Here is a 20,007-nt window from a genome sequence, read left to right as displayed (position 1 = left end):
GAAAGAGGCTTCGAAGCCTTATTCGACGACTTTCGGCACCAGGAAAAAATTGTGGTCGGTGACGGGCGCATTGGCGACGATATCGGCTGCCTTGCTGCCGTCGGTCACCTCATCGGTCCGCTTCTTCATCGCCGTCGGGGTCACCGAGGTCATCGCCTCGACGCCGTCGACATTCACTTCGGAGAGTTGCTCGACGAAGCCAAGGATGCCGTTCAGCTCGCCGACCATGCGATTTGCCTCGTCCTCGGAGACGGCAATACGGGCAAGGCGGGCGACGCGCTTCACGGTGGCAAGATCGACGGACATGGCATTCTCCGGATAGGATTTTTCCTACCCGCTATAAAGGCCATGTCCGCCTGACGCAACGGGGTTTCGTCAGATCGACAGGCTCTCGGAAGGCCTGATCGCCTTCACATCCGTCTTCGATCCATCCATCCCGGCAACGAATTTTTCCGCCGTCTGGTCGATGATCGGGAAGGTGCCGTAATGGCAGGGGATCGCGGTCTTGAAGTTGAAATAGCGTCGGCAGGCAAGTGCGGCCACCGCGCCGCCCATGGTGAAGCGGTCGCCGACCGGCACGAAACCAATATCAGGCTGGTGCAATTCATTGATCAGCGCCATGTCGGAGAAGATGTCGGTATCGCCCATGGCAAGGATCGAGGCTTCGTCGTCGAAATGCAGCATCAGGCCGTTGGCGTTGCCGAGCGCGTGCGAGACACCGTCCTCGGTGATCTGGGCGGAGGAGTGCAGCGCATTGGTGAAGGTCGCCGAGAAGCTACCGAGCCCGATCGTGCCGCCGGTATTGCCCATCTCGATCTTGTCGACGCCCTTGGAGCCGAGCCAAGCGGCGAGATCGGCATTGGCGAGAACGACAGCGCCGGTTTCCTTGGCGAGTGCCACGGTATCGCCGACATGATCGCCGTGGCCATGCGTCAGCAGGATATGGGTGATGCCGGCGGACACATCCTTGATATCCTGGCCGGAAAAGGAGGCGTTATAGCTGAGGAATGGATCAAGCAGGATCTTCGCCTTTGATGTCTCGATGCGGAAGGCGGAATGGCCGAGCCAGGTGATCTTCATGAAATGTCTCCTTTATTACGTGATGCAAAGCCGGTTTCGATGCCACATCAAAGAATGAGAGCATAATGTCGTCCGAAAACCGCTCACACTTTTCGGCGTCATGCCCTAAAACGCGTCGCGATCTTTCAGATTCGCTCCTAGCATTTTAGGTCTTTGTTTTTACGCATGTCGTTATCGCAAAACCGCGGCACACTTTTGCACGACATGCTTTAAGGACATATCTTACGTGGCCGCAAAGAAAAGCGGCGGCGACTTCAATTTGTTTTGACGGGATGAAACGGCGATGACGGTGCTGACAATCGAGGAAATGGCAGAGACACTTGCCCCGCGACAGGCAATTGCCGGCCTCGATCTCGGCACCAAGACGATCGGGCTTTCGATGTCCGATCTCGGACGGCGCTTCGCCACGCCGCGCACGGTGATCCGCCGCGTCAAATTCACCATCGATGCGCAGGCGCTGCTCGACTTCGCACAATCGGAAAAGGTCGCAGGCTTTGTTATCGGCCTACCCATGAACATGGATGGATCAGCAGGTCCGCGCGTGCAGGCGACGCGCGCCTTTGTGCGCAACATGGAGCAGAAGACGGCGCTGCCCTTTGTCTATTGGGACGAGCGGCTTTCGACGGTTGCCGCCGAACGGACGCTGCTCGAAATGGACGTCTCCCGCGCCAAGCGGGCCGAACGGATCGATTCGGCCGCGGCAAGCTTCATCCTTCAGGGCGCGCTTGACAGGCTTTCCTTGCTGGCAAGGTCTGATGGAGATGAATTCAGCGCCTGACGCGCCTTCCACCAGGCGATGATCGACTTGCGCTTCCGGAAGGCCAGAATGGCAAAGACGACGAGGCTGTCGACTGCGATCGCACGGGCAACGAGCGGCGGAATAGTCTCCGGCGGAATGCCGAGCGCCTCGCCGTAAAGTTCGAACGTCAGGTCATGGACCTGCCGGCTCAGCATGAAGATGCCGAAACTCATGTCGTAATAGGAAAGCCAGTACCATCCGCCCAGAAAGACGATGGGACCGGCCCAGAAGATCAGAAACCACTTCATGCGGCCTCTCCTCCATGCTTGCGCGCCACGGGCAGATCGAGGGAGACCAACCAGGTCGACAATGCCATGATGCAAAGCACTAGCGTCGGAATTGCGATATCCAGCGCCAGGACTGCGAAAAACATCATCGCCGTCACCAGAAACGCGGCTTTAGCGATCTTGGTTCCCATGGGCGTCAACTCGGGCTCTACTCATACATCTCTGCTCACCGCCACACTGTCGGGTTAACCAGCCCCACGCAATGTAAACCATTTGTTAAGGTTAACGCAGGCCCGCCCCCTGTGGATAGGGCAGGTATCAGCCGTAGACGCCGCGCACGATGCGCTTCAGCGCCGTCGCCGCCTTCTCCCAGTCCTTGGGCGTTTTCAGCGACAGGCCGGCGCACTGCCCGCCGGCTGCGGCGGCGAGCACAAGGTGCTGGATCGCGGCGATGACGATGGCGTTGACGGCTGCGGCATCCACCCCCTTCGGCGGCGCCAGCGAGCCGCGCATGCGCTCGAGCCAGAGCGCGAGCGCCTTCGAACGCGCCTCGGACAACCGCCTCACCTGCTCGGTGTTTTCCGATATCTCCCAGGCGACGATGCGGCGCATCAGCGGATCGTTTCTCAAGGCGTCAAGGAGGAGAAGCGACAGCCGCTCCATCAGGTCGCCATAGGTGAGCAGGAACATGCCGCCGGCGTCTTCCGGAATGCGGTCCTTCACCCATGTGCCGAGATCGGCGCCGATCGCCTCGACCAGGCCGTCGAGACCGCCATAGTAACGATAGATCAGCTGCTTGTCGCAACCGGCGCGGCGGGCGACCGCATTGATGCCGAAATTCTGGAAGCCTTCCTCGGCGAGCAGCCCCTTGGCGGCGGCAAGGATGGCGCGCTCGGTGGCGCCGCGATCACGCACCCGCCGTTCCGGCCCCTCGCCGGTCCCGGGTGAATTTTCAAGATTTACAGCTTCATTCAGCATGATCGACCCTTCCCCGCTGTCACCAATCGGTGAGTAACGGGGAGACTTCACGCAATCAATCCTATCCCTTTGGGAAGATTGTGGATATTCCAGCCGGACCGAGGATTGTCCGTCGAACGGAATTGGAAGACTGCACGTTGGGCGGATCGGATCGGCTCAGAAATCTCGTCCTGGCGGTTGATCGTGATGGACGAACCCGGCATAGCTGCATTATGAACAAATCTAACAATCTCCGCTAAGGCACTGCAATGGTGAACTATATCGAAGCCTCTACTGCGCCCCCGAAGAATACCGGCGCCATCCGGCTTTATGACGAGCAAGCATTCGAGGGCATGCGCAGGGCATGCCAGCTGACCGCGCGCTGCCTCGATGCGCTTGCCGACATCGTCAAGCCCGGCCTGCTGACCGATGAGATCGACAGGTTCGTCTTCGATTTCGGCATGGATCACGGCGCCTACCCGGCGACGCTGAACTATCGCGGCTACACCAAATCGACCTGCACCTCGATCAACCATGTCGTCTGCCATGGCATTCCGAACGACAAGCCGCTGCGTGACGGCGATATCGTCAATATCGACGTCACCTTCGTGCTCGACGGCTGGCATGGCGATTCCAGCCGGATGTATCCCGTCGGCGTCGTCAAGCGTGCTGCCGAGCGGCTGCTCGAGGTCACCTATGAATCGCTGATGCGCGGCATTTCCGCCGTTAGGCCCGGCGCCCGCACCGGCGCGATCGGCGAGGCGATCCAGACCTATGCAGAGGCCGAGCGCTGTTCGGTGGTGCGCGATTTCTGTGGCCACGGTGTCGGCCGGCTGTTCCACGATTCGCCGAATATCCTGCATTACGGCCGCGCCAATGAGGGGCCGGAACTGCGCGAAGGCATGATCTTCACCATCGAGCCGATGATCAACCTCGGCCGGCCGCATGTGAAGGTGTTGGCCGACGGTTGGACGGCAGTCACCCGCGACCGCTCGCTGTCGGCGCAGTACGAACATACCGTCGGCGTCACCTCCGATGGCTGCGAGATCTTCACACTGTCGCCGGGTGGGCTCGACCGCCCCGGTCTGCCGTCGCACAACGGGTGACGATCCGATGGCGAGGGGCCCCGTTTCGACATCTTCCGACGACGAGCTGCCTTTCGAGACGCAAGAACCGATTGCCGCCGATGAACGTTCGTTTTTTGGCGGACAGCCGCAGAAGCCGTCCGCACCAAATGCCAAGGCCGCCCTACCCGCCTCGCTTGCCGGCCAAGAGCATTATCACGGCCATCGCGAGCGGTTGCGTGACCGCTTCCGGGAGCAAGGCGATGCGGCGCTGGCCGACTACGAAATCCTCGAGCTCTTGCTTTTCCGTCTGATCCCGCGGCGCGACACCAAGCCGATCGCCAAGGCGCTGATCGAACGGTTCGGCTCGCTCGCCGGCGTTTTCGGTGCGCCTCAGGCGCTGCTGATGGAAGTCAAGGGCGTCGGCGAGGCCGTGGCGCTCGACCTGAAGCTGATCTCGACTGTCGCCCATCGGACCCTGAAGAGCGAGCTCAGGTCCAAACAGGTCCTGTCCTCGTGGTCTTCTGTCATCCAGTATTGCCATGCCGCCATGGCGCATGAGACTCGCGAACAGTTCCGCATCCTCTTCCTCGACAAGCGCAATGTGCTGATCGCCGATGAGGTGCAGGGCCGCGGCACGGTCGACCATACGCCGGTCTATCCGCGCGAGGTGGTCAAACGCGCGCTCGAGCTTTCGGCAACGGCGATGGTCCTGGTGCACAACCACCCCTCGGGCGATCCGACGCCATCGCGCGCCGACATCGACATGACGAAGGTGATCATCGATGCGGCCAAGGCGCTCGATATCACCGTCCATGACCACATCATCATCGGCAAGGATGGCCATGTCAGTCTGAAGGGGCTGAAGCTGATCTGAACAACACTGCGGCTGATCGCCGACGAGACGCAGAGCCCCGGCGCGTCGACCATGCCCTGGTCCATCCCGCGAGAAGACTGAGGGATGCCGGAGTTGACAGCAGTCGGTGGTGCGCGATTGTATGCAGTCCGGCACCACCACAGCCTGGACAATGCCCGCCCGAAATACCGAGAAGATGAAGCTCCATGACGATCCGCAGCGGCAACACCGATCGATCGACCCGGCTCTGCCGCGACGTGCTCTGCCTCGATGACTTTGAAATAAAGGCGCGGCGACATCTGCCAAAGCCGCTGTTCGGTTACATCGCAGGCGCAACAGAGACCAATGCGTCGCTGCGGCATAATGCAGAGGCTTTCCAGGCCTATGCCTTCCAGCCTCGTGTCCTTCGGGACGTCTCGAAACGCAGCACCGAGACGAGCCTCTTCGGCAAGACCCATGCCGCGCCATTCGGCATCGCGCCGATGGGTATCAGCGCGCTGATGGCCTATCGAGGTGACATCGTGCTTGCGCAAGGAGCGGATCAATCGGGAATCCCGATGATCATAAGCGGTTCATCACTTATCCCCTTGGAAGAGATCGCTGCGGTTTCGCCGCAAGCATGGTTTCAGGCCTACCTCCCCGGCGAACCCGACCGTATCGACGCTCTCATCGATCGCGTCGGCGCGGCCGGCTTGCGCACGCTTCTGCTGACCGTGGACACGGCCACGCTGCCAAATCGTGAAAACAATGTAAGGGCTGGATTTTCGACGCCCCTGCGTCCCGGTCTGCGCCTGGCATGGCAGGGCATCTCGCACCCGCGCTGGACCACCGGCACATTCCTGCGCACGATCGTCCGGCACGGCATTCCGCATTTTGAGAATTCCTATGCCACAAGGGGAGCGCCGATTATTTCCTCGAATGTGACACGCGATTTCGGCAGGCGCGACCATCTCAACTGGAACCATCTGGAGCGGATACGCAACAGATGGTCCGGCAAGCTTGTGGTGAAGGGGATCATGCATCCTGACGACGCGGCGCGGGCTGTCGACACCGGGGCGGATGGCGTGATCGTCTCCAACCATGGCGGCCGCCAGCTCGACGGTACCGCATCTCCCCTTCAGGTCCTTCCGGAGATTGCATCCCGTGTTGGAGACAGCGTTGCCGTCATGGTCGATGGCGGTTTCAGGCGTGGAACGGACATGATGAAGGCCCTCGCGCTCGGGGCCTGTTTCGTGTTCGTGGGCAGGCCGTTCCTTTATGCCGCTGCCGTCGCGGGCCTGCCGGGCGTGCTTAAGGCGGCCGATATCCTGAAGACGGAACTGCATAGCAATATGGCGTTGCTCGGCGTCACCAAGGTCGGCGATATTTCCGCGGACTACATCACCCGTGCATGAAAAGCCGTCGAGCCGCCGAGCGTGGCAAGCGCCCCTGCCGGTCTTCGTCGGCTACGACCCCTGGCGTAAAGCTGTTTCTCGCAGGGCTCACTTGCCCGAAAAAACACCCGTCAGGACCAATCAGGTGGCCGTAAAACAATCTGTAACATTGACCGGCTAACGATGGACGGGCGACATTTTGCGTCGCAATATGATTCCTTTCCAATCCGGGGCTTGATGATGCTTCAGTACGATCTCGTTGTGGTGGGCAGCGGTCCCGCAGGGCGCCGCGGCGCGATCCAGGCGGCAAAACTCGGCAAGAAAGTGCTTGTCATCGAGCAAGGCAAACGCGTCGGCGGCGTGTCCGTGCATACAGGCACCATCCCTTCCAAAACGCTGCGCGAGACTGCGCTTAATCTTTCCGGCTGGCGCGAACGCGGCTTCTACGGCCGGTCTTACCGCGTCAAGGAAGAGATCAGTGCAGATGACCTGCGCCGCCGCCTGCTGATTACGCTCAACCACGAGGTCGAGGTGCTGGAACACCAGTTCGCCCGCAACCGCGTGCAGCATATTCGCGGCAAGGCGAGCTTCATCGATGCCTCGACGCTGCAGGTGATCAAGGATGACGGCGAGACCACGCAGGTCACCGCTGCCAGCGTGCTGCTCGCCGTCGGCACAAAACCGTTCCGCCCCGATTACATGCCCTTCGACGGCAAGTCCGTTCTCGACAGCGACGAACTGCTCGACATCCAGGACCTGCCGCGATCGATGGTGGTCATCGGCGCCGGCGTCATCGGCATCGAATATGCGACGATCTTCAGCGCGCTCGACACCGCCGTCACCGTCATCGACCCGAAGGCGACAATGCTCGACTTCATCGACAAGGAAATCATCGAGGATTTTACCTACCAGCTGCGCGACCGCAACATGAAGCTGCTGCTCGGCCAGAAGGCCGACAAGGTGGAGAGGCTCGAAAACGGCAAGGTCGAGCTGACGCTCGACAGCGGCCGGCGCCTGACGACCGACATGGTGCTTTTCGCCGCCGGCCGCATGGGGGCGACTGATGCGCTGAACCTTCAGGCCATCGGCCTCGAAGCCGACAGCCGCGGCCGTCTCAAGGTCAATCCGGAAACCTTCCAGACATCGGTTGCCAACATCTATGCCGCCGGCGACGTCGTCGGCTTTCCGAGCCTTGCCTCGACCTCGATGGAACAGGGCCGCATCGCCGCCCGCGTCGCGGTCGGCGCGGTCGCCAAGGAGCCGCCGAAATATTTCCCCTACGGCATCTATGCCGTGCCGGAGATTTCGACCTGCGGCCTGACCGAAGAAGAGATGAAGGAGCGCGGTATTCCCTATGAATGCGGCATCGCCCGCTTCCGCGAGACGTCGCGCGGTCATATCATGGGCCTCGACACCGGGCTTTTGAAGCTGATCTTCTCGCTGAAGACCCGCCGCCTGCTCGGTGTGCATATCGTCGGCGAAGGCGCCACCGAGCTGGTGCATATCGGCCAGGCGGTGCTCAATCTCAAAGGGACCGTCGAATATTTCGTCGAGAACACCTTCAACTATCCGACGCTCGCCGAAGCTTACAAGATCGCCGGCCTCGATGCCTGGAACCGAATGGGCGACATCAAGTCGGAACTTTAAAACGCATCTTGTAGACGGCGGAGCTGTCGTCTAAATCCGGCCGCCAAAACGGAGCCGAATGACATTGCGCATCATTTCGCTGAACGCATGGGGCGGTAGGCTGCATGAGGCCTTGATCGGCTATGTCAGGCAAGCCGATCCGGACGTGCTGTGCCTGCAGGAAGTGCTGAGGGCGCCAGGAGCGGGCGGCGGATGGTCGATCTATCGGGACGCGGGGCTGGAGCTGCCGCAACGCGCCAATCTGTTTACCGAGATCAGCACCGCCGTGCCCGGCCACGACGGCTTCTTCTGCCCGACATCGAGAGGCGAACTCTTCGACGGCGATAGCGCCATTGTCGCCGAATTCGGGCTGGCGACCTTCGTGCGCAAAACGCATTCCGTCATCGCCCAAGGGCTGGACTTCGTGCATGGCCGTTTTTCGGCTGATGGCTGGGGCGAACATCCTCGGCCGCGAAACGCCCATTGCATCCGTCTCTTCAGCCATGAGCACGCTTCTACCGTGACCATCGCCCACATGCATGGCCTGCGCGATCCCGCAGGCAAGGGCGATACCCCGGCGCGCGACGAACAGGCTGCAGCGCTGGTCAAGCTCATCGAGTGCGTCTGGCCCGGCGACGAAAATCTCGTCGTCTGCGGCGATTTCAACGTGCTGCCTGATAGCGCAACCTTTGCGATTCTCGGCAGACTCGGGCTTTCCGACCTGGTCACCGGAAGCGGCCTTGTAGACACGCGAACCTCCTACTATCTGAAGCAGGGCCGCTTTGCCGACTACATGCTGGTGACGCCAGGGGTGAAGGTTGCCAAATTCGAGGTGGTCGAGGCGCCCGAAGTCTCCGACCATCGCGCATTGCTGCTCGATATCGGGTAGTATATTGAGGAATGATACACTTTGCGAAGCGTTTGCGCGCCGTGCCGTTTTTTTACGCCTTAGTTTGACCGCCTAAATCGCATTGATACGTCGTGCTTGTATGTGTCTTCAACGCCATTTTGCCTTCGGGCAAAGCTTCTAAAGAAAGATAGATACTCTTGTCCCATGTCTTGGAAGCTGCGCGCAGACGTTTTCAGCTGATCCTGATCAAGCCGTCGCATTATGACGACGACGGCTACGTCATCCGCTGGTGGCGGGCGATGATCCCCTCCAATTCGCTGGCGGCGCTCTACGGCATTGCCGCCGAATGCGCCGAGCGCAAGGTGCTCGGAGACGATACGGCGATCGATATCACCGTGATCGACGAGACCAATACACGGATCGATATCGCCGGACTGCTGGCGCAGTTCAAGAGTCACGACAATTTCGGCATGATCGCGCTCGTCGGCGTCCAGACCAACCAATATCCGCGCGCCCTCGATATCGCCCGTCCCTTCCGCGATGCCGGCCTGCCGGTTTCGATCGGCGGCTTCCATGTTTCCGGCTGCTTGTCGATGCTGGATGGCAAGGCGGTCGGGCTCGACGCCTGCCGCGACATGGGCATCTCGATGTTTGCCGGCGAGGCCGAGGGCCGGCTCGACATGGTGCTGCGCGATGCCGCCGCCGGCGAGCTGAAGCCGCTCTATAATTTCATGAACGACCTTCCCGGCATCGGCGGCACACCGGTTCCCTTCCTGCCGAAGGACAATATCCAGCGCACGCTCGGGCTCAGCACCAGCTTCGATGCCGGACGTGGCTGTCCCTATCAGTGCTCGTTCTGCACCATCATCAACGTGCAGGGACGCAAGTCACGCTTCCGTTCGGCCGACGACGTCGAAAAGCTGGTGCGGATGAACTGGGCGCAGGGCATCCACAAATTCTTCATCACCGACGACAATTTCGCCCGCAACAAGGATTGGGAAGCGATCTTCGACCGGTTGATCGAACTCAAGGAACGGGACGGCATTCCGCTCGGCCTGATGATCCAGGTCGACACGCTGTGCCACAAGATCCCCAATTTCATCGAGAAATCCAGGCGCGCCGGCGTCACCCGCGTCTTCATCGGCCTTGAAAACGTCAATCCGGACAATCTGACCGCCGCCAAGAAGAACCAGAACAAGATCACCGAATACCGCAAGATGCTGCTCGCCTGGAAGGCGCAGGGGATCATGACGCTTGCCGGTTATATCCTGGGCTTCCCCGCCGATACGCCGGAATCGATCCGCCGCGACATCACGATCATCCAGGAAGAGTTGCCGCTCGACGTCATCGAATTCTTCATCCTGACGCCGCTGCCCGGCTCCGAGGACCATCAGGTCCTGTGGAAGAAGGGCGTCGAGATGGATGCCGATCTCAACATCTACGATGTCGAGCACGTCTGCACCGCGCATCCCAAAATGAGCAAGCAGGAATGGGAAGACATCTACCACGAGGCCTGGTCACTCTATTATTCGCCTGATCATATGAAGACGCTGCTGCGCCGCGCCGTGGCGACCGGCGTACCGCTCGCAAGGCTCGTCAAGGTTCTGGTCTCCTTCGCGACCACCGTGCCGCTGGAAAACGTGCATCCGCTGCAAAGCGGCCTGCTGCGCCTGAAGACGCCGTCGGAGCGGCGCCCGGACCTGCCGCGCGAGAATCCGCTGGTCTTCTGGCCGCGCTTTGCCTGGGAAACCTTCCGCAAACATGCTTCGCTCGCCGGCACGATCATTAGCCTGACGATTTCGGCGTTCTTGATTTCAAGGGACGCGAAGTCGAAGACCTATATGGATCAGGCCCTGACGCCGGTCGCCGACGACGAAGAGGAAACGCTCCACCTCTTCACACAGACCGCCGGCGGCGCCGCAGCCGTGAGCCATGTCAGGAAAGTCGCGCAACTGACAGCGCATTGAGCGGTAATTCTTGAACGGCGGCTGAGCCCGAAAACATGGGCATCAAGCTCTAAGCCAATGCCTGTCGCTAAAGCGCGTCGCATAAATCAAGTTTGACAACGCGCTTTGAAGGCTCCGACCTTGGTGGCCGTTTAAGCGACTTGGATCATCTTGGTCGTCTCAGCCACTTGCAGCGTGTCGACGAATTCGACGATCTTGACCGGTTTCCCATCTCGGAAATGGATCTTGTCGACGAATTCTGTATGGAAGCTCACGCCCGATGGGATGTGCCTGACCTCGCCTTCGCGGTGGGCAAAGACCATATGCTCATCCTCGTCCACATAGATGCCGGCTGTCCTGATATTCGATAGATCCCACACTGTGATAAGCTGGGTTATCGCTTGGCGAAAAGCATCCCCGCTGGATTCAGTCGAAAACGGCGCCAGCCGTGTATTGCCGACCATGCGAAAGGTGCAATTCTCGCCGATCAGCGCAAGCGTAGCTTCGACATCGCCACGGTCACGCACAGCATAGATTTCCTCTACTAGCTTCTTCATGTCGTGCTTTGCGGTCATTTTCAGGTCCCTCCACCATCAGCGAAATTTGCATCTAATTATACTTCGATGCAACTCTTTGTTGTTCAGAGTGAATAAACACAATGGAGTAGGCGTTCGAGAATGAACTGACCTGGACAATAGAAAAAGGCCCCGCACGATGGCGAGGCCCTTCAAAAAACTTCAGAATTGAAAAACGATTATTCGGCGCTTTCGTCAGCCGCCTTCTTCTTCGGAGCAGCCTTCTTCTTCGGCGCGGCTTCTTCGCCTTCACCGGCGTCAGCTGCTTCGGCCTTGGCGGCAGCCTTCTTCTTCGGTGCTGCCTTCTTGGTTTCGGCCTTCGCTTCGCCTTCTTCCTCGGCGAGCAGCTCTTCCTTTGTCACCTTCTTGTCGGTGACGTCGATTTCGGTCAGCAAGTGATCGATGACCTTCTCTTCGAAGATCGGTGCGCGGATCGAAGCGGCGGCACCCGGCTGGCTGCGGAAGAATTCGAGGATCTGCTTTTCCTGGCCCGGATACTGGCGCAGCTGATCGTAGATGGCGCGCTGCATCTCGTCTTCGCTGACTTCGACGCCGGCCTTTTCGCCGATTTCGGAGAGAACGAGGCCGAGGCGAACGCGACGCTCGGCGAGCGTCTTGTATTCCTCGCGAGCCTTCTCCTCGGTCGTGTCTTCGTCCTCGAAGGTCTTGCCGGACTGGGCGAGGTCGTTGTTCACCTGGCTCCAGATGCCGTTATATTCGGCGTCGACGAGCGAGTTCGGGGTCTCGAACTTGTACATCTCGTCGAGCTGGTCGAGAATCTGACGCTTCAGCTTCTGGCGGGTCAGCGAACCGTACTGCGATTCGATCTGGCCACGAACGATTTCCTTCAGGCGGTCGGCGGATTCGATGCCGAGCTTGGAGGCGAGTTCGTCGTTGATCTCGACATCAGCAGGTGCGGCGACTTCCTTGACAGTGACGTCAAAGGTCGCTTCCTTGCCAGCGAGGTTCTTGGCCGGGTAGTCGGCCGGGAAGGTCACGGTGATAGTCTTCTCGGCGCCGGCCTTGACGCCGACGAGCTGGTCTTCGAAGCCCGGAATGAAGCGGCCGGAGCCGAGCACCAGTTCGGCGCCCTGGTCGGTGCCGCCTTCGAAGGCTTCGCCATCGACCTTGCCGACATAGTCCATGGTGATGCGATCGCCATTTGCGGCCTTGCCGGTCTTGGTCTCGTAAGCGCGGGCGCTTTCGGCGACCTTCAGGACCTGCTCGTTGACTTCGTCGTCCGAGATGTCGATGACTTCGCGCGTGACCTTGATGCCCTTGACCGACTTCAGTTCGATCGGCGGCAGAACTTCATAGGAGAGCGTGAATTCGAAATCCTGCTCGGCGGCGAGGATCTTGTCGGCTTCGTCCTTGTCTTCCGTCATGGCGATTTCCGGCTGCGTGGCCGACTTCTCGCCGCGGCTGGACAGGATGGCGGCCGGCTGCTCGCGGACGATCTCGTTGACGAGATCAGCCATGATCGACTTGCCGTAGACCTTCTTCAGGTGAGCGGCAGGGACCTTGCCCGGACGGAAGCCGTTGATGCGAACCTTGTCCTTCACATCGGCAAGACGCTCATTCATCTTGTCCTGCATGTCCTTGGCCGGGATAACGACCTTGATTTCGCGCTTCAGCCCTTCAGCGAGCGTTTCGATAACCTGCATGTCTTCCTACCTTCATTTCGTGGCGGCCGTGCCCAGACGCCGTTCGTTTCGATGAGCACGACGCCGGCGATCCTGCCGCGCGTGGCTTTTCCCAATTCCATATCATTCCGCCCAAAGCGGAATGGCACTCGCGGGCTATTCGGGACAACTCTCAATTGTTCTGGAACAACCGATTCTTAGTCTCCCGCCTGCAAACAGCTTGGTGCGGGTAGAGAGACTTGAACTCCCACGCCTTGCGGCACCAGAACCTAAATCTGGCGTGTCTACCAATTTCACCATACCCGCGTTCACAAAACCGCATGCCTATGCCTGCGCATGAGGCCTTCCGGAGCGCGGCGTCTCTATATCACCCGATTTGGTCGAGGCAAAGGAAAAATGAACGGTCAATGACAGGGGATTTGCGGCCCTGGAGCCGCCCTGCCCCGAAGTGTGACGCGATCAGTAAAGCGGCTCGTCGTAAACCGGCTTGTCGTCAACGAGCAGGCTGCGGATCTGTGCGCTTCCATCAGGCGAGACACGCACTGCGATGGCGACGTTGCCGTCATTGCGGGCCTCCTCTATCGGCTTGCCCTCGCCTTCGGGAACATAGTAGCGCTCGATGCCGTATTCGACACGCATGCTGTCGCCGGCGGCAAGTCCGCCACTATAAAATGGCTGGCTGCGCAGGATCACGGTCTCCGGCTGCGGAGGCAGTTCGTGAAAGGACGATTCGATCACCGTCCAGAAACCGTCCTCCTGCTTCTTCAACCGGACCCATAACACCCGTTCGCCTGCCTCGGCCGGAATACCGCCGGAAACCGTCTGCACCGGCACCGAGGAAATGTCGTAGTTCAAGACGACATAGTCGCCGCGCAGGAAATCGCGCGGATCAACGGGCGCCGTCTTCAGCAGCACCTCGGCGCCATCGCTGAGGATCGACGCCCGGCTCTGGATGATCGTGCCGAGGATAAGGGTCTGCAGACCGGCGACGATGATGGCCGAAAGCAGATAGCCCTTGCCGGATTGCAGCTTTGCAATGAACGAGTTCATGCCCGCTCCCCCTGTGCATTCGCCGAAAACCGCCGTTCAAGACGGATGACCATCCAGGCGACCAGCGCGACCACGAGACCGGAGAAGAGGAAGAGGCTCGACGTGCCGAGGATCGAGCCGACGGTGACAGAGGCGAGATAGAGCATCTCCGCGGCAAAGGTCGCGTAGGCGAGATATCGCACCGCGCCATTATCCCTGCCACGCAGGACGATCGCCAACACGGAAGCGGCAAGCGTCGCCACTCCGAGCACCACCAGCCCCCAGCCATCCTCGATCTCGATATGCAGCAGCAAGAAGCCGATTACGGCGACGAGGAAGCTGTAGAAGGCAGGAGCCGCACCGGCGGTTCTGACCAAGGAGGCAATAGGCCGGAGCGGCAACGCCGTCAGGACGAAGGCCGCCATGCCGCCGATTGCAAAGGCAAGCGCCACGGCGATATCCTCATAAAGAGTATAGAGCCAGGCGAGCCAGCCGATCAGCAGCAGATAGGCCAGATGGCGGGCCCGCTCGGCGCCGGTATACCGCACCAGCCCGATGACGATCACTGCCATGACAGGCGCCATCCAGGGATCGAACCCTATCCAATGCGTGTCGTTATTCTCAAGATAGACGGCGAAGGATGCCCAGGAGAGGAAGCCGGCGACGACGGTCACGGCGCCCGAACGGAACAGGATCGCCGAGATCGTCGCGATCGCGAACCACAGATACATCACCGTCTGCTCATCTCCGGAGAGGTGATACATCTGCCCGACCAGCGAGATGGCGCCGCCGAAACTCATTGCGCCGATGACCAGCAAGCCGCCTGCGGCCGCTGTCGCACCGCGGGCAAGCATCCGGGCGGCGGCGATATGCACCACCCAGATCAGGGCAAGGATGCCCCCCACGCGCACCAGGCGCGGGATGGCCTCCCAGTTGGAGGCGACGACCAGCAGGATGGCAGCTGCAAGCAGCACCGCTGCCAGCGCCATCAGCACCCTGCCGAGGCTGAAGCTTGCCGGGCGGCTGTCATATTCGGCGAGAAGCGCACCTGCCGTTTCCTGCCCGAGCAGGCCCTTGCCCACCCAGAGCGAGAGATCCCGCTCCAATCTGCCGCGATACATGCTCAACCCCTCGATTTCCGCAACGTCGACTGCGGCGCTGCAGCTCACGCCGTTATAGCCGCAGCACGGGTGTTCGCAAACGCTCTTGCGACAAATATACAAGTTCCTCATTGGTCTAAATAGTATCGAGTGTTAACCGGCCGCTAACGTCAGAAGCACTAATATAAGCCTATGGACGGAGAGGTATGCGATCTCTGCATATCCCCCATGAAATTATTGCACTGCACAATACTCATTAGTCATACTATTGATCAACACATCGAAGCACGGGGATGGCGCCCCGGCCCGGCATTAGCCGGACGCCCGCGGATGCCTTGTCCGTGACGAGATTCGCAGCTGCGCACTCCTCCTCCCAGCGCGCTGCGATAGACTGACAACACTCCTCCTCCCAGTTGTCAGTCACCATAACACGCCCGCCGGATCCTCCCCCGGCGGGCGTTTTTGTTTAGCCAAGGCTTCATTAAAGCCTTGGCAGTGAGAGGATTTTCGGCGCATGGCGCCGTCATGCCACATTGTCGTCACGCCGCCCCACCAACCCCGCGAAGGGGTGGGCGACTTCCAATGCGAAACGGAACGCCTCTTTGCAGCGGAAGCACGGGCGGAATCACCGGAGGAAGCAGCGTTTTCTGTTATGGCACCCCATTCGCCTCTCCCAATCGAACTGCTTTCTCAAAAGTCATTCTGCCTATTCGTTGACCAAAAAAATGGTAAGTCTGCGTCAAATACCCTTTGAGCATTGCATAGCTCGCATAGGTGATCTGAAAACTTGTCTGTTTTAGTCTTTCGCGCCGCAACATATATTCCAGTCATCAAATAGAGGTCAGCGCCGATTGGTGGCTGCTGGCAGATCAAACCCTCGGAAAGGGGCTTAACATGAACTTCTCTCGCTCTTTCAATAACTGGCGCAAGTATCGTCAGACCGTCACGGAACTCGGCCGCATGACCAACCGCGAATTGCACGATCTCGGCATCGACCGTTCGGACATCCATCGCGTTGCCCGTGAGGCTTCTCACCGCTAATTCCAGGCGATCGCTGCTCCTCCCAAGCACGATTGTTCTCGATCGAAACGCCCGCTGTACCCACAGCGGGCGTTTTCTTTTGTCTGCACGTGGTGGCCGCTGCGGTTGCAGGTTTTTCCCACTCGTTAGCCCGCTCAAAAAATATCCTCTGCTTAATTGAAGAGCATCATAGTGCACAATTGCATGGCAGACGCCTTTTATTTGCACTGCACAATCGGACGGTTCTCGCCTATATAAACATCAACCGCAGAGAGACAGGCGATCCCGCCGTCCCGCGGACATAGGAAGAAGACAATGAACCCGATCCGCATTGCAAGAAGCTGGCTCAGCTACCGTCGTACGCTCAACGAACTCGGCGGCCTTTCGAACCAGACCCTGTCCGATATCGGCGTTAGCCGCTACGACATCCGGAATATCGCATCCCGCTCGTTCCGCTAATAGCGAGTACGATGCTTCCAAGACGGCGCCCAAGGGCGCCGTTTTTGATTCCAGGGTGTTGGATCGCACCTGCCGACATGATATCAGCCCGGAATGAACACGATCTCCTCCTATTCCCCTATCCACGTCGTCGGCGGCGGGCTTGCCGGTTCGGAAGCCGCCTGGCAGATCGCCAGGTCCGGCGTTCCGGTCATCCTGCATGAAATGCGCGGGGTGCGCGGCACGGATGCGCACAAGACCGACGGTCTTGCCGAACTCGTCTGCTCCAATTCCTTCCGGTCCGATGATGCGACCAGCAATGCCGTCGGCGTCATCCATGCCGAGATGCGCATGGCGGGCTCGCTGATCATGGCCGCTGCCGACCGGTGCCAGGTACCGGCCGGTGGTGCGCTCGCCGTCGATCGCGATGGCTTCTCCGAGGCGGTGACCAAAGCGGTCCATGACCACCCGCTCATCACCGTCGTGCGTGAAGAGGTCACCGGCCTGCCGCCAAAGGATTGGGATCTTGCCATCGTCGCCACCGGACCGTTGACGGCGCCGTCGCTCGCGAGCGCCATCCAGACGGAGACCGGCGAGGATTCGCTTGCCTTCTTCGACGCCATCGCGCCGATCGTCTATCGCGACAGCATCAACATGGATATCTGCTGGTATCAGTCGCGCTACGACAAGGTCGGCCCCGGCGGCACCGGCAAGGATTACATCAACTGCCCGATGGACGAGGCGCAGTACAATGCCTTCGTCGACGCGCTGATATCCGGCGACACGGTCGGTTTCAAGGAATGGGAAGGCACGCCTTATTTCGACGGTTGCCTGCCGATCGAGGTGATGGCCGAACGCGGCCGCGAGACGCTGCGCCACGGACCGATGAAGCCGATGGGACTGACGAACGCGCATAATCCGACGGTCAAGGCCTATGCCGTCGTGCAGCTGCGTCAGGACAATGCGCTCGGCACGCTCTACAATATGGTCGGCTTCCAGACGAAGCTGAAATACGGCGCGCAGGCGGACATCTTCCGGATGATCCCGGGTCTGGAAAATGCGGAGTTTGCCCGTCTCGGCGGTCTGCACCGCAACACCTATATCAACTCCCCCACCCTGCTCGACCCGTCGCTGACGCTGAAATCGCGGCCCGGCCTGCGTTTTGCCGGCCAGATCACCGGCTGTGAGGGTTATGTGGAAAGCGCCAGCGTCGGGCTGATGGCCGGGCGTTTCGCCGCCGCCGAACGCAAGGGCGAGGCGATTTCGCTACCGCCGGCGACAACGGCGCTCGGCTCGCTGCTCGGCCATATCACCGGTGGGCACCTCGTCACCGACGAGGAGCCGGGCAAACGATCGTTCCAGCCGATGAACATCAATTTCGGGCTGTTTCCGGAGCTCCAGCCGGGTTCGATCGTCAAGCCCGAAGGCGTCAAGCGCTTTCGTGGCAAGGACAAGACGATCATGAAGCGGCAGCTGATCGCACGCCGCGCGCTTGCCGACTGCGCGGCCTGGCTCGGTCAAGAATCGACGCTTGCCGAAAGCGCCTGATCGGCGCTTTCACGTCGCGCTTGAAGACTTTGCTTTTATGCATGTCACCATCCCAAAACCCATGCACACTTTTGGGCGACGTGTATTATTGCTTGTTCGCCGCCGAAATATTGCCGGCCGGCAGGTCCTTATCCGGCTCGGCGATATAATTGCCGAGCAGCCAGAGCGAAACCTCCGAAGCCTCCTTGGCGGAAGCGAATTCGAAATCGCCGTTGTGATGGGGTGCATCGAGGAAGTCGATCACCAGTCCCCTGCCCGTTTCCGAGCCCACGACGCGCACCCGGCCCGGCTCGATCAGGTGGCAGGAGAAATGGCGCGACATGTTGCGCATGAAGCCGGCCTTGTTGTCGTGCAGGCGCACAAAGACGGCCTGGCCGCTTTCTGTCGCCTGCAGCTGACGGATCGCCTCGTTCGGAAAGGCACGGCCGAACTCGATGATGGCGAGGCCTGTGTCATGCAGGCCGTCTTCCTTGTTCTGCGCGGCCATGCGCGTTGCCACGAAAGCAAAGAAAATGACGATGGCGAAAAGGACGCACCAGACGATAATGCCCACGCCGAGTCTCCGTTCAAAGGGTAGCGGTGGAAGCCTTGTAACGCGCGAGACTTGCGCGAATTTGACCGATATCAGATTTTTCGGCGTGCTGCAGCCAGCCCCATCCGCAGCTGGCGGCGCCACTGCGGCGGCTGCAGCGGCCGGTCGAACAGCAAGGCGCCGCGTTTCTGCGCCTTGACGAGCACCGGTTCGGCAAGCGTCGCCGGCAGGAAGGCTGGAAAGACGGCCGGCGCAATCGGCCCCGCCGCCCTCGCCTTTGCCAGATGTTCGCGACCGAGGCCGGCGAAGGCCTCGATGGCGGCAGAGATGCGCGGCCTGTCTTCGCCGGCGAGGAAGGCATCGCGGTCGAGACCGGTGGCCGAAAGGATCTGCAGCGGAATATAGATCTGGCCGCGGCGGCGATGCAGCGGCATCAGCAACAACAGCCCGGCGACCGCCTGGGCGACGCCGGCATGGCCGGCAGCGTCGGCCGAGCGTGCAGCCTCCTCCGGCGAAAGCACCAGGCTTGCGAGCTGAATCAGCGCCGATGCCGTTTCGCCGGCATAGCCTTCAAGCGAAAGACGTGTCTCCATCGGATCGTCATAGAGATCGAAGGTACGGGCCTCGATCATGTCGATCAGCGTCTTGCGCGGCAGGCGGTGCGTTTCGATGGCGATCAGAAGGGCTGCGGCGACGGGATTGGCCGCCGTCGAGCCGTGTGCGCTGCCTTCCAGAAGATCGTGCCAATATTGCAGCCGCACCTCACCGGGCAATGGCTCGTGGACGAGATCGCGGATGCGGGCAAGCTCGGCATTGAAGGCGTAAAGAGCTGCGAGCGCGCCGCGCTTTTCCTCCGGCGACAGCAGACAGGCGAGATAGCGGTCGCGATCGCTGTCACGTAGCATCGCCAGGCAGATGCCCTGGTTGGTCGCAATATGCGCTTCATTCATCGTCTCAGACCGCAATCAACGCCGCGGCGACGGCACGTTGCTCGGCGAGCATGATGTTGAAGGTGCGCACTGCAGCCCCGGTGCTCATCGGATCGGAGGAGATGCCGCGCGACTTCAGCGCCAGCCTCAATTCCTCGGGCAGACGGCGAAGCTCGGTTCCGGTGCCGACGAGCAGAACCTCGATATCGGCGGCCTCATCCAGCACCCGGCGAAAATCTTCAGGCGACAGCGGTTTCGACATGTCCATGTCCCAGCCATGAATGCCGGAGGGCAGGCAAAGGATCGAGCCGCGATGCGACATGTCGGCAAAACGAAAGCCGCCATTGCCGTATGCATCGATCGGAGCGCGCCCGGGGAAATGCGCGGCGCGGATTTCTATGCCTTTTGCCATGTT

At 60.4% G+C, this 20,007-nt stretch carries 22 protein-coding genes and 1 tRNA gene; 10 read left to right on the top strand and 13 right to left on the bottom strand.

Annotated features, from left to right (window positions below; genetic code table 11):
• Positions 1 to 18: 18 nt before the first annotated feature.
• Both gatC and OLZ32_RS13300 read right to left on the bottom strand, forming a co-directional pair.
• Entirely contained in the window at positions 19 to 306 is a 288-nt protein-coding gene (gene gatC, locus OLZ32_RS13305) for an Asp-tRNA(Asn)/Glu-tRNA(Gln) amidotransferase subunit GatC (RefSeq protein ID WP_003539052.1), read from the bottom strand.
• Between the two features lie 69 nt (positions 307 to 375).
• The gene (locus OLZ32_RS13300; protein WP_003539049.1) at positions 376 to 1,080 is read right to left on the bottom strand and encodes a metal-dependent hydrolase; all 705 of its coding nucleotides are present in this window, start codon (positions 1,078 to 1,080) and stop codon (positions 376 to 378) included.
• A gap of 283 nt (positions 1,081 to 1,363) precedes the next feature.
• Between OLZ32_RS13300 and ruvX the strand changes: the two genes are divergently transcribed.
• Positions 1,364 to 1,858 carry a Holliday junction resolvase RuvX gene (ruvX, locus tag OLZ32_RS13295; RefSeq protein WP_003539043.1) on the top strand — a complete coding sequence of 165 codons (495 nt, stop codon included), beginning with the start codon at positions 1,364 to 1,366 and terminating at the stop codon, positions 1,856 to 1,858.
• Here ruvX and OLZ32_RS13290 read toward each other — a convergent pair.
• The 3 genes from OLZ32_RS13290 to OLZ32_RS13280 all read right to left on the bottom strand — a co-directional run bounded on the left by OLZ32_RS13290 (position 1,795) and on the right by OLZ32_RS13280 (position 3,084).
• On the bottom strand, positions 1,795 to 2,127 hold the full coding sequence (locus tag OLZ32_RS13290; RefSeq protein ID WP_003539041.1) for a DUF6105 family protein: 333 nt from the start codon (positions 2,125 to 2,127) through the stop codon (positions 1,795 to 1,797). The two genes, ruvX and OLZ32_RS13290, sit on opposite strands and share 64 nt — an antisense overlap.
• Entirely contained in the window at positions 2,124 to 2,297 is a 174-nt protein-coding gene (locus OLZ32_RS13285) for a hypothetical protein (protein WP_003539039.1), read from the bottom strand. Before OLZ32_RS13285 ends, OLZ32_RS13290 begins: the two co-directional genes overlap by 4 nt.
• Positions 2,298 to 2,424: 127 nt before the next feature.
• Complete coding sequence (locus tag OLZ32_RS13280; RefSeq protein ID WP_003539037.1) at positions 2,425 to 3,084, bottom strand: TetR/AcrR family transcriptional regulator; 660 nt, start codon at positions 3,082 to 3,084, stop codon at positions 2,425 to 2,427.
• A 248-nt stretch (positions 3,085 to 3,332) separates the two neighbouring features.
• On the opposite strand from OLZ32_RS13280, the gene map reads away from it, so the two are divergent.
• The 6 genes from map to OLZ32_RS13250 all read left to right on the top strand — a co-directional run bounded on the left by map (position 3,333) and on the right by OLZ32_RS13250 (position 10,799).
• Complete coding sequence (gene map / locus OLZ32_RS13275; protein WP_017991216.1) at positions 3,333 to 4,169, top strand: type I methionyl aminopeptidase; 837 nt, start codon at positions 3,333 to 3,335, stop codon at positions 4,167 to 4,169.
• A 7-nt stretch (positions 4,170 to 4,176) separates the two neighbouring features.
• Positions 4,177 to 5,004, top strand: coding sequence for a RadC family protein (gene radC / locus OLZ32_RS13270; protein WP_264421269.1), 828 nt, complete (start codon positions 4,177 to 4,179; stop codon positions 5,002 to 5,004).
• 185 nt (positions 5,005 to 5,189) lie between these two features.
• Positions 5,190 to 6,377: an alpha-hydroxy acid oxidase gene (locus OLZ32_RS13265; RefSeq protein WP_264421267.1), complete on the top strand. Its 1,188-nt coding sequence runs from the start codon at positions 5,190 to 5,192 to the stop codon at positions 6,375 to 6,377.
• A gap of 219 nt (positions 6,378 to 6,596) precedes the next feature.
• Positions 6,597 to 8,003 carry a Si-specific NAD(P)(+) transhydrogenase gene (gene sthA / locus OLZ32_RS13260; RefSeq protein WP_264395671.1) on the top strand — a complete coding sequence of 469 codons (1,407 nt, stop codon included), beginning with the start codon at positions 6,597 to 6,599 and terminating at the stop codon, positions 8,001 to 8,003.
• Positions 8,004 to 8,061: 58 nt separating this feature from the next.
• Complete coding sequence (locus OLZ32_RS13255) at positions 8,062 to 8,871, top strand: endonuclease/exonuclease/phosphatase family protein (RefSeq protein ID WP_264421265.1); 810 nt, start codon at positions 8,062 to 8,064, stop codon at positions 8,869 to 8,871.
• Between the two features lie 158 nt (positions 8,872 to 9,029).
• Positions 9,030 to 10,799, top strand: a complete 1,770-nt coding sequence (locus OLZ32_RS13250; RefSeq protein WP_264421264.1) for a B12-binding domain-containing radical SAM protein — start codon at positions 9,030 to 9,032, stop codon at positions 10,797 to 10,799.
• A gap of 131 nt (positions 10,800 to 10,930) precedes the next feature.
• On the opposite strand, the gene OLZ32_RS13245 is transcribed toward OLZ32_RS13250, so the two are convergent.
• The 5 genes from OLZ32_RS13245 to OLZ32_RS13225 all read right to left on the bottom strand — a co-directional run bounded on the left by OLZ32_RS13245 (position 10,931) and on the right by OLZ32_RS13225 (position 15,146).
• On the bottom strand, positions 10,931 to 11,353 hold the full coding sequence (locus tag OLZ32_RS13245; RefSeq protein ID WP_017991211.1) for a nuclear transport factor 2 family protein: 423 nt from the start codon (positions 11,351 to 11,353) through the stop codon (positions 10,931 to 10,933).
• A gap of 179 nt (positions 11,354 to 11,532) precedes the next feature.
• The gene (tig, locus tag OLZ32_RS13240) at positions 11,533 to 13,017 is read right to left on the bottom strand and encodes a trigger factor (protein WP_011651670.1); all 1,485 of its coding nucleotides are present in this window, start codon (positions 13,015 to 13,017) and stop codon (positions 11,533 to 11,535) included.
• Positions 13,018 to 13,217: 200 nt separating this feature from the next.
• Positions 13,218 to 13,302, bottom strand: a tRNA-Leu gene (locus OLZ32_RS13235).
• 153 nt (positions 13,303 to 13,455) lie between these two features.
• Entirely contained in the window at positions 13,456 to 14,046 is a 591-nt protein-coding gene (locus OLZ32_RS13230; protein ID WP_264421261.1) for a GDYXXLXY domain-containing protein, read from the bottom strand.
• Positions 14,043 to 15,146 carry a DUF2157 domain-containing protein gene (locus OLZ32_RS13225; protein ID WP_264421413.1) on the bottom strand — a complete coding sequence of 368 codons (1,104 nt, stop codon included), beginning with the start codon at positions 15,144 to 15,146 and terminating at the stop codon, positions 14,043 to 14,045. The genes OLZ32_RS13230 and OLZ32_RS13225 overlap by 4 nt, the downstream gene beginning before the upstream one ends.
• Positions 15,147 to 16,019: 873 nt before the next feature.
• Between OLZ32_RS13225 and OLZ32_RS13220 the strand changes: the two genes are divergently transcribed.
• The 3 genes from OLZ32_RS13220 to trmFO all read left to right on the top strand — a co-directional run bounded on the left by OLZ32_RS13220 (position 16,020) and on the right by trmFO (position 18,131).
• Entirely contained in the window at positions 16,020 to 16,166 is a 147-nt protein-coding gene (locus OLZ32_RS13220; RefSeq protein WP_003539019.1) for a DUF1127 domain-containing protein, read from the top strand.
• A gap of 294 nt (positions 16,167 to 16,460) precedes the next feature.
• Entirely contained in the window at positions 16,461 to 16,604 is a 144-nt protein-coding gene (locus OLZ32_RS39390; RefSeq protein WP_003539017.1) for a DUF1127 domain-containing protein, read from the top strand.
• Positions 16,605 to 16,697: 93 nt separating this feature from the next.
• Positions 16,698 to 18,131, top strand: a complete 1,434-nt coding sequence (trmFO, locus tag OLZ32_RS13210) for a methylenetetrahydrofolate--tRNA-(uracil(54)-C(5))-methyltransferase (FADH(2)-oxidizing) TrmFO (RefSeq protein WP_264421259.1) — start codon at positions 16,698 to 16,700, stop codon at positions 18,129 to 18,131.
• An 85-nt stretch (positions 18,132 to 18,216) separates the two neighbouring features.
• On the opposite strand, the gene OLZ32_RS13205 is transcribed toward trmFO, so the two are convergent.
• The 3 genes from OLZ32_RS13205 to OLZ32_RS13195 form a co-directional block, all read right to left on the bottom strand.
• Positions 18,217 to 18,684, bottom strand: coding sequence for a hypothetical protein (locus tag OLZ32_RS13205; protein ID WP_003539013.1), 468 nt, complete (start codon positions 18,682 to 18,684; stop codon positions 18,217 to 18,219).
• 71 nt (positions 18,685 to 18,755) lie between these two features.
• Complete coding sequence (locus tag OLZ32_RS13200; protein WP_264395675.1) at positions 18,756 to 19,613, bottom strand: phytoene/squalene synthase family protein; 858 nt, start codon at positions 19,611 to 19,613, stop codon at positions 18,756 to 18,758.
• A 4-nt stretch (positions 19,614 to 19,617) separates the two neighbouring features.
• On the bottom strand, positions 19,618 to 20,004 hold the full coding sequence (locus OLZ32_RS13195; RefSeq protein ID WP_264421257.1) for an Mth938-like domain-containing protein: 387 nt from the start codon (positions 20,002 to 20,004) through the stop codon (positions 19,618 to 19,620).
• Positions 20,005 to 20,007: the final 3 nt, after the last annotated feature.

This window comes from Rhizobium acaciae, from assembly GCF_025941625.1.
Taxonomy (GTDB): Bacteria; Pseudomonadota; Alphaproteobacteria; order Rhizobiales; family Rhizobiaceae; genus Rhizobium; species Rhizobium acaciae.
The sequence above is the reverse complement of the archived record's forward strand: the minus strand, read 5'-3'. Positions and strand labels throughout refer to the sequence as shown.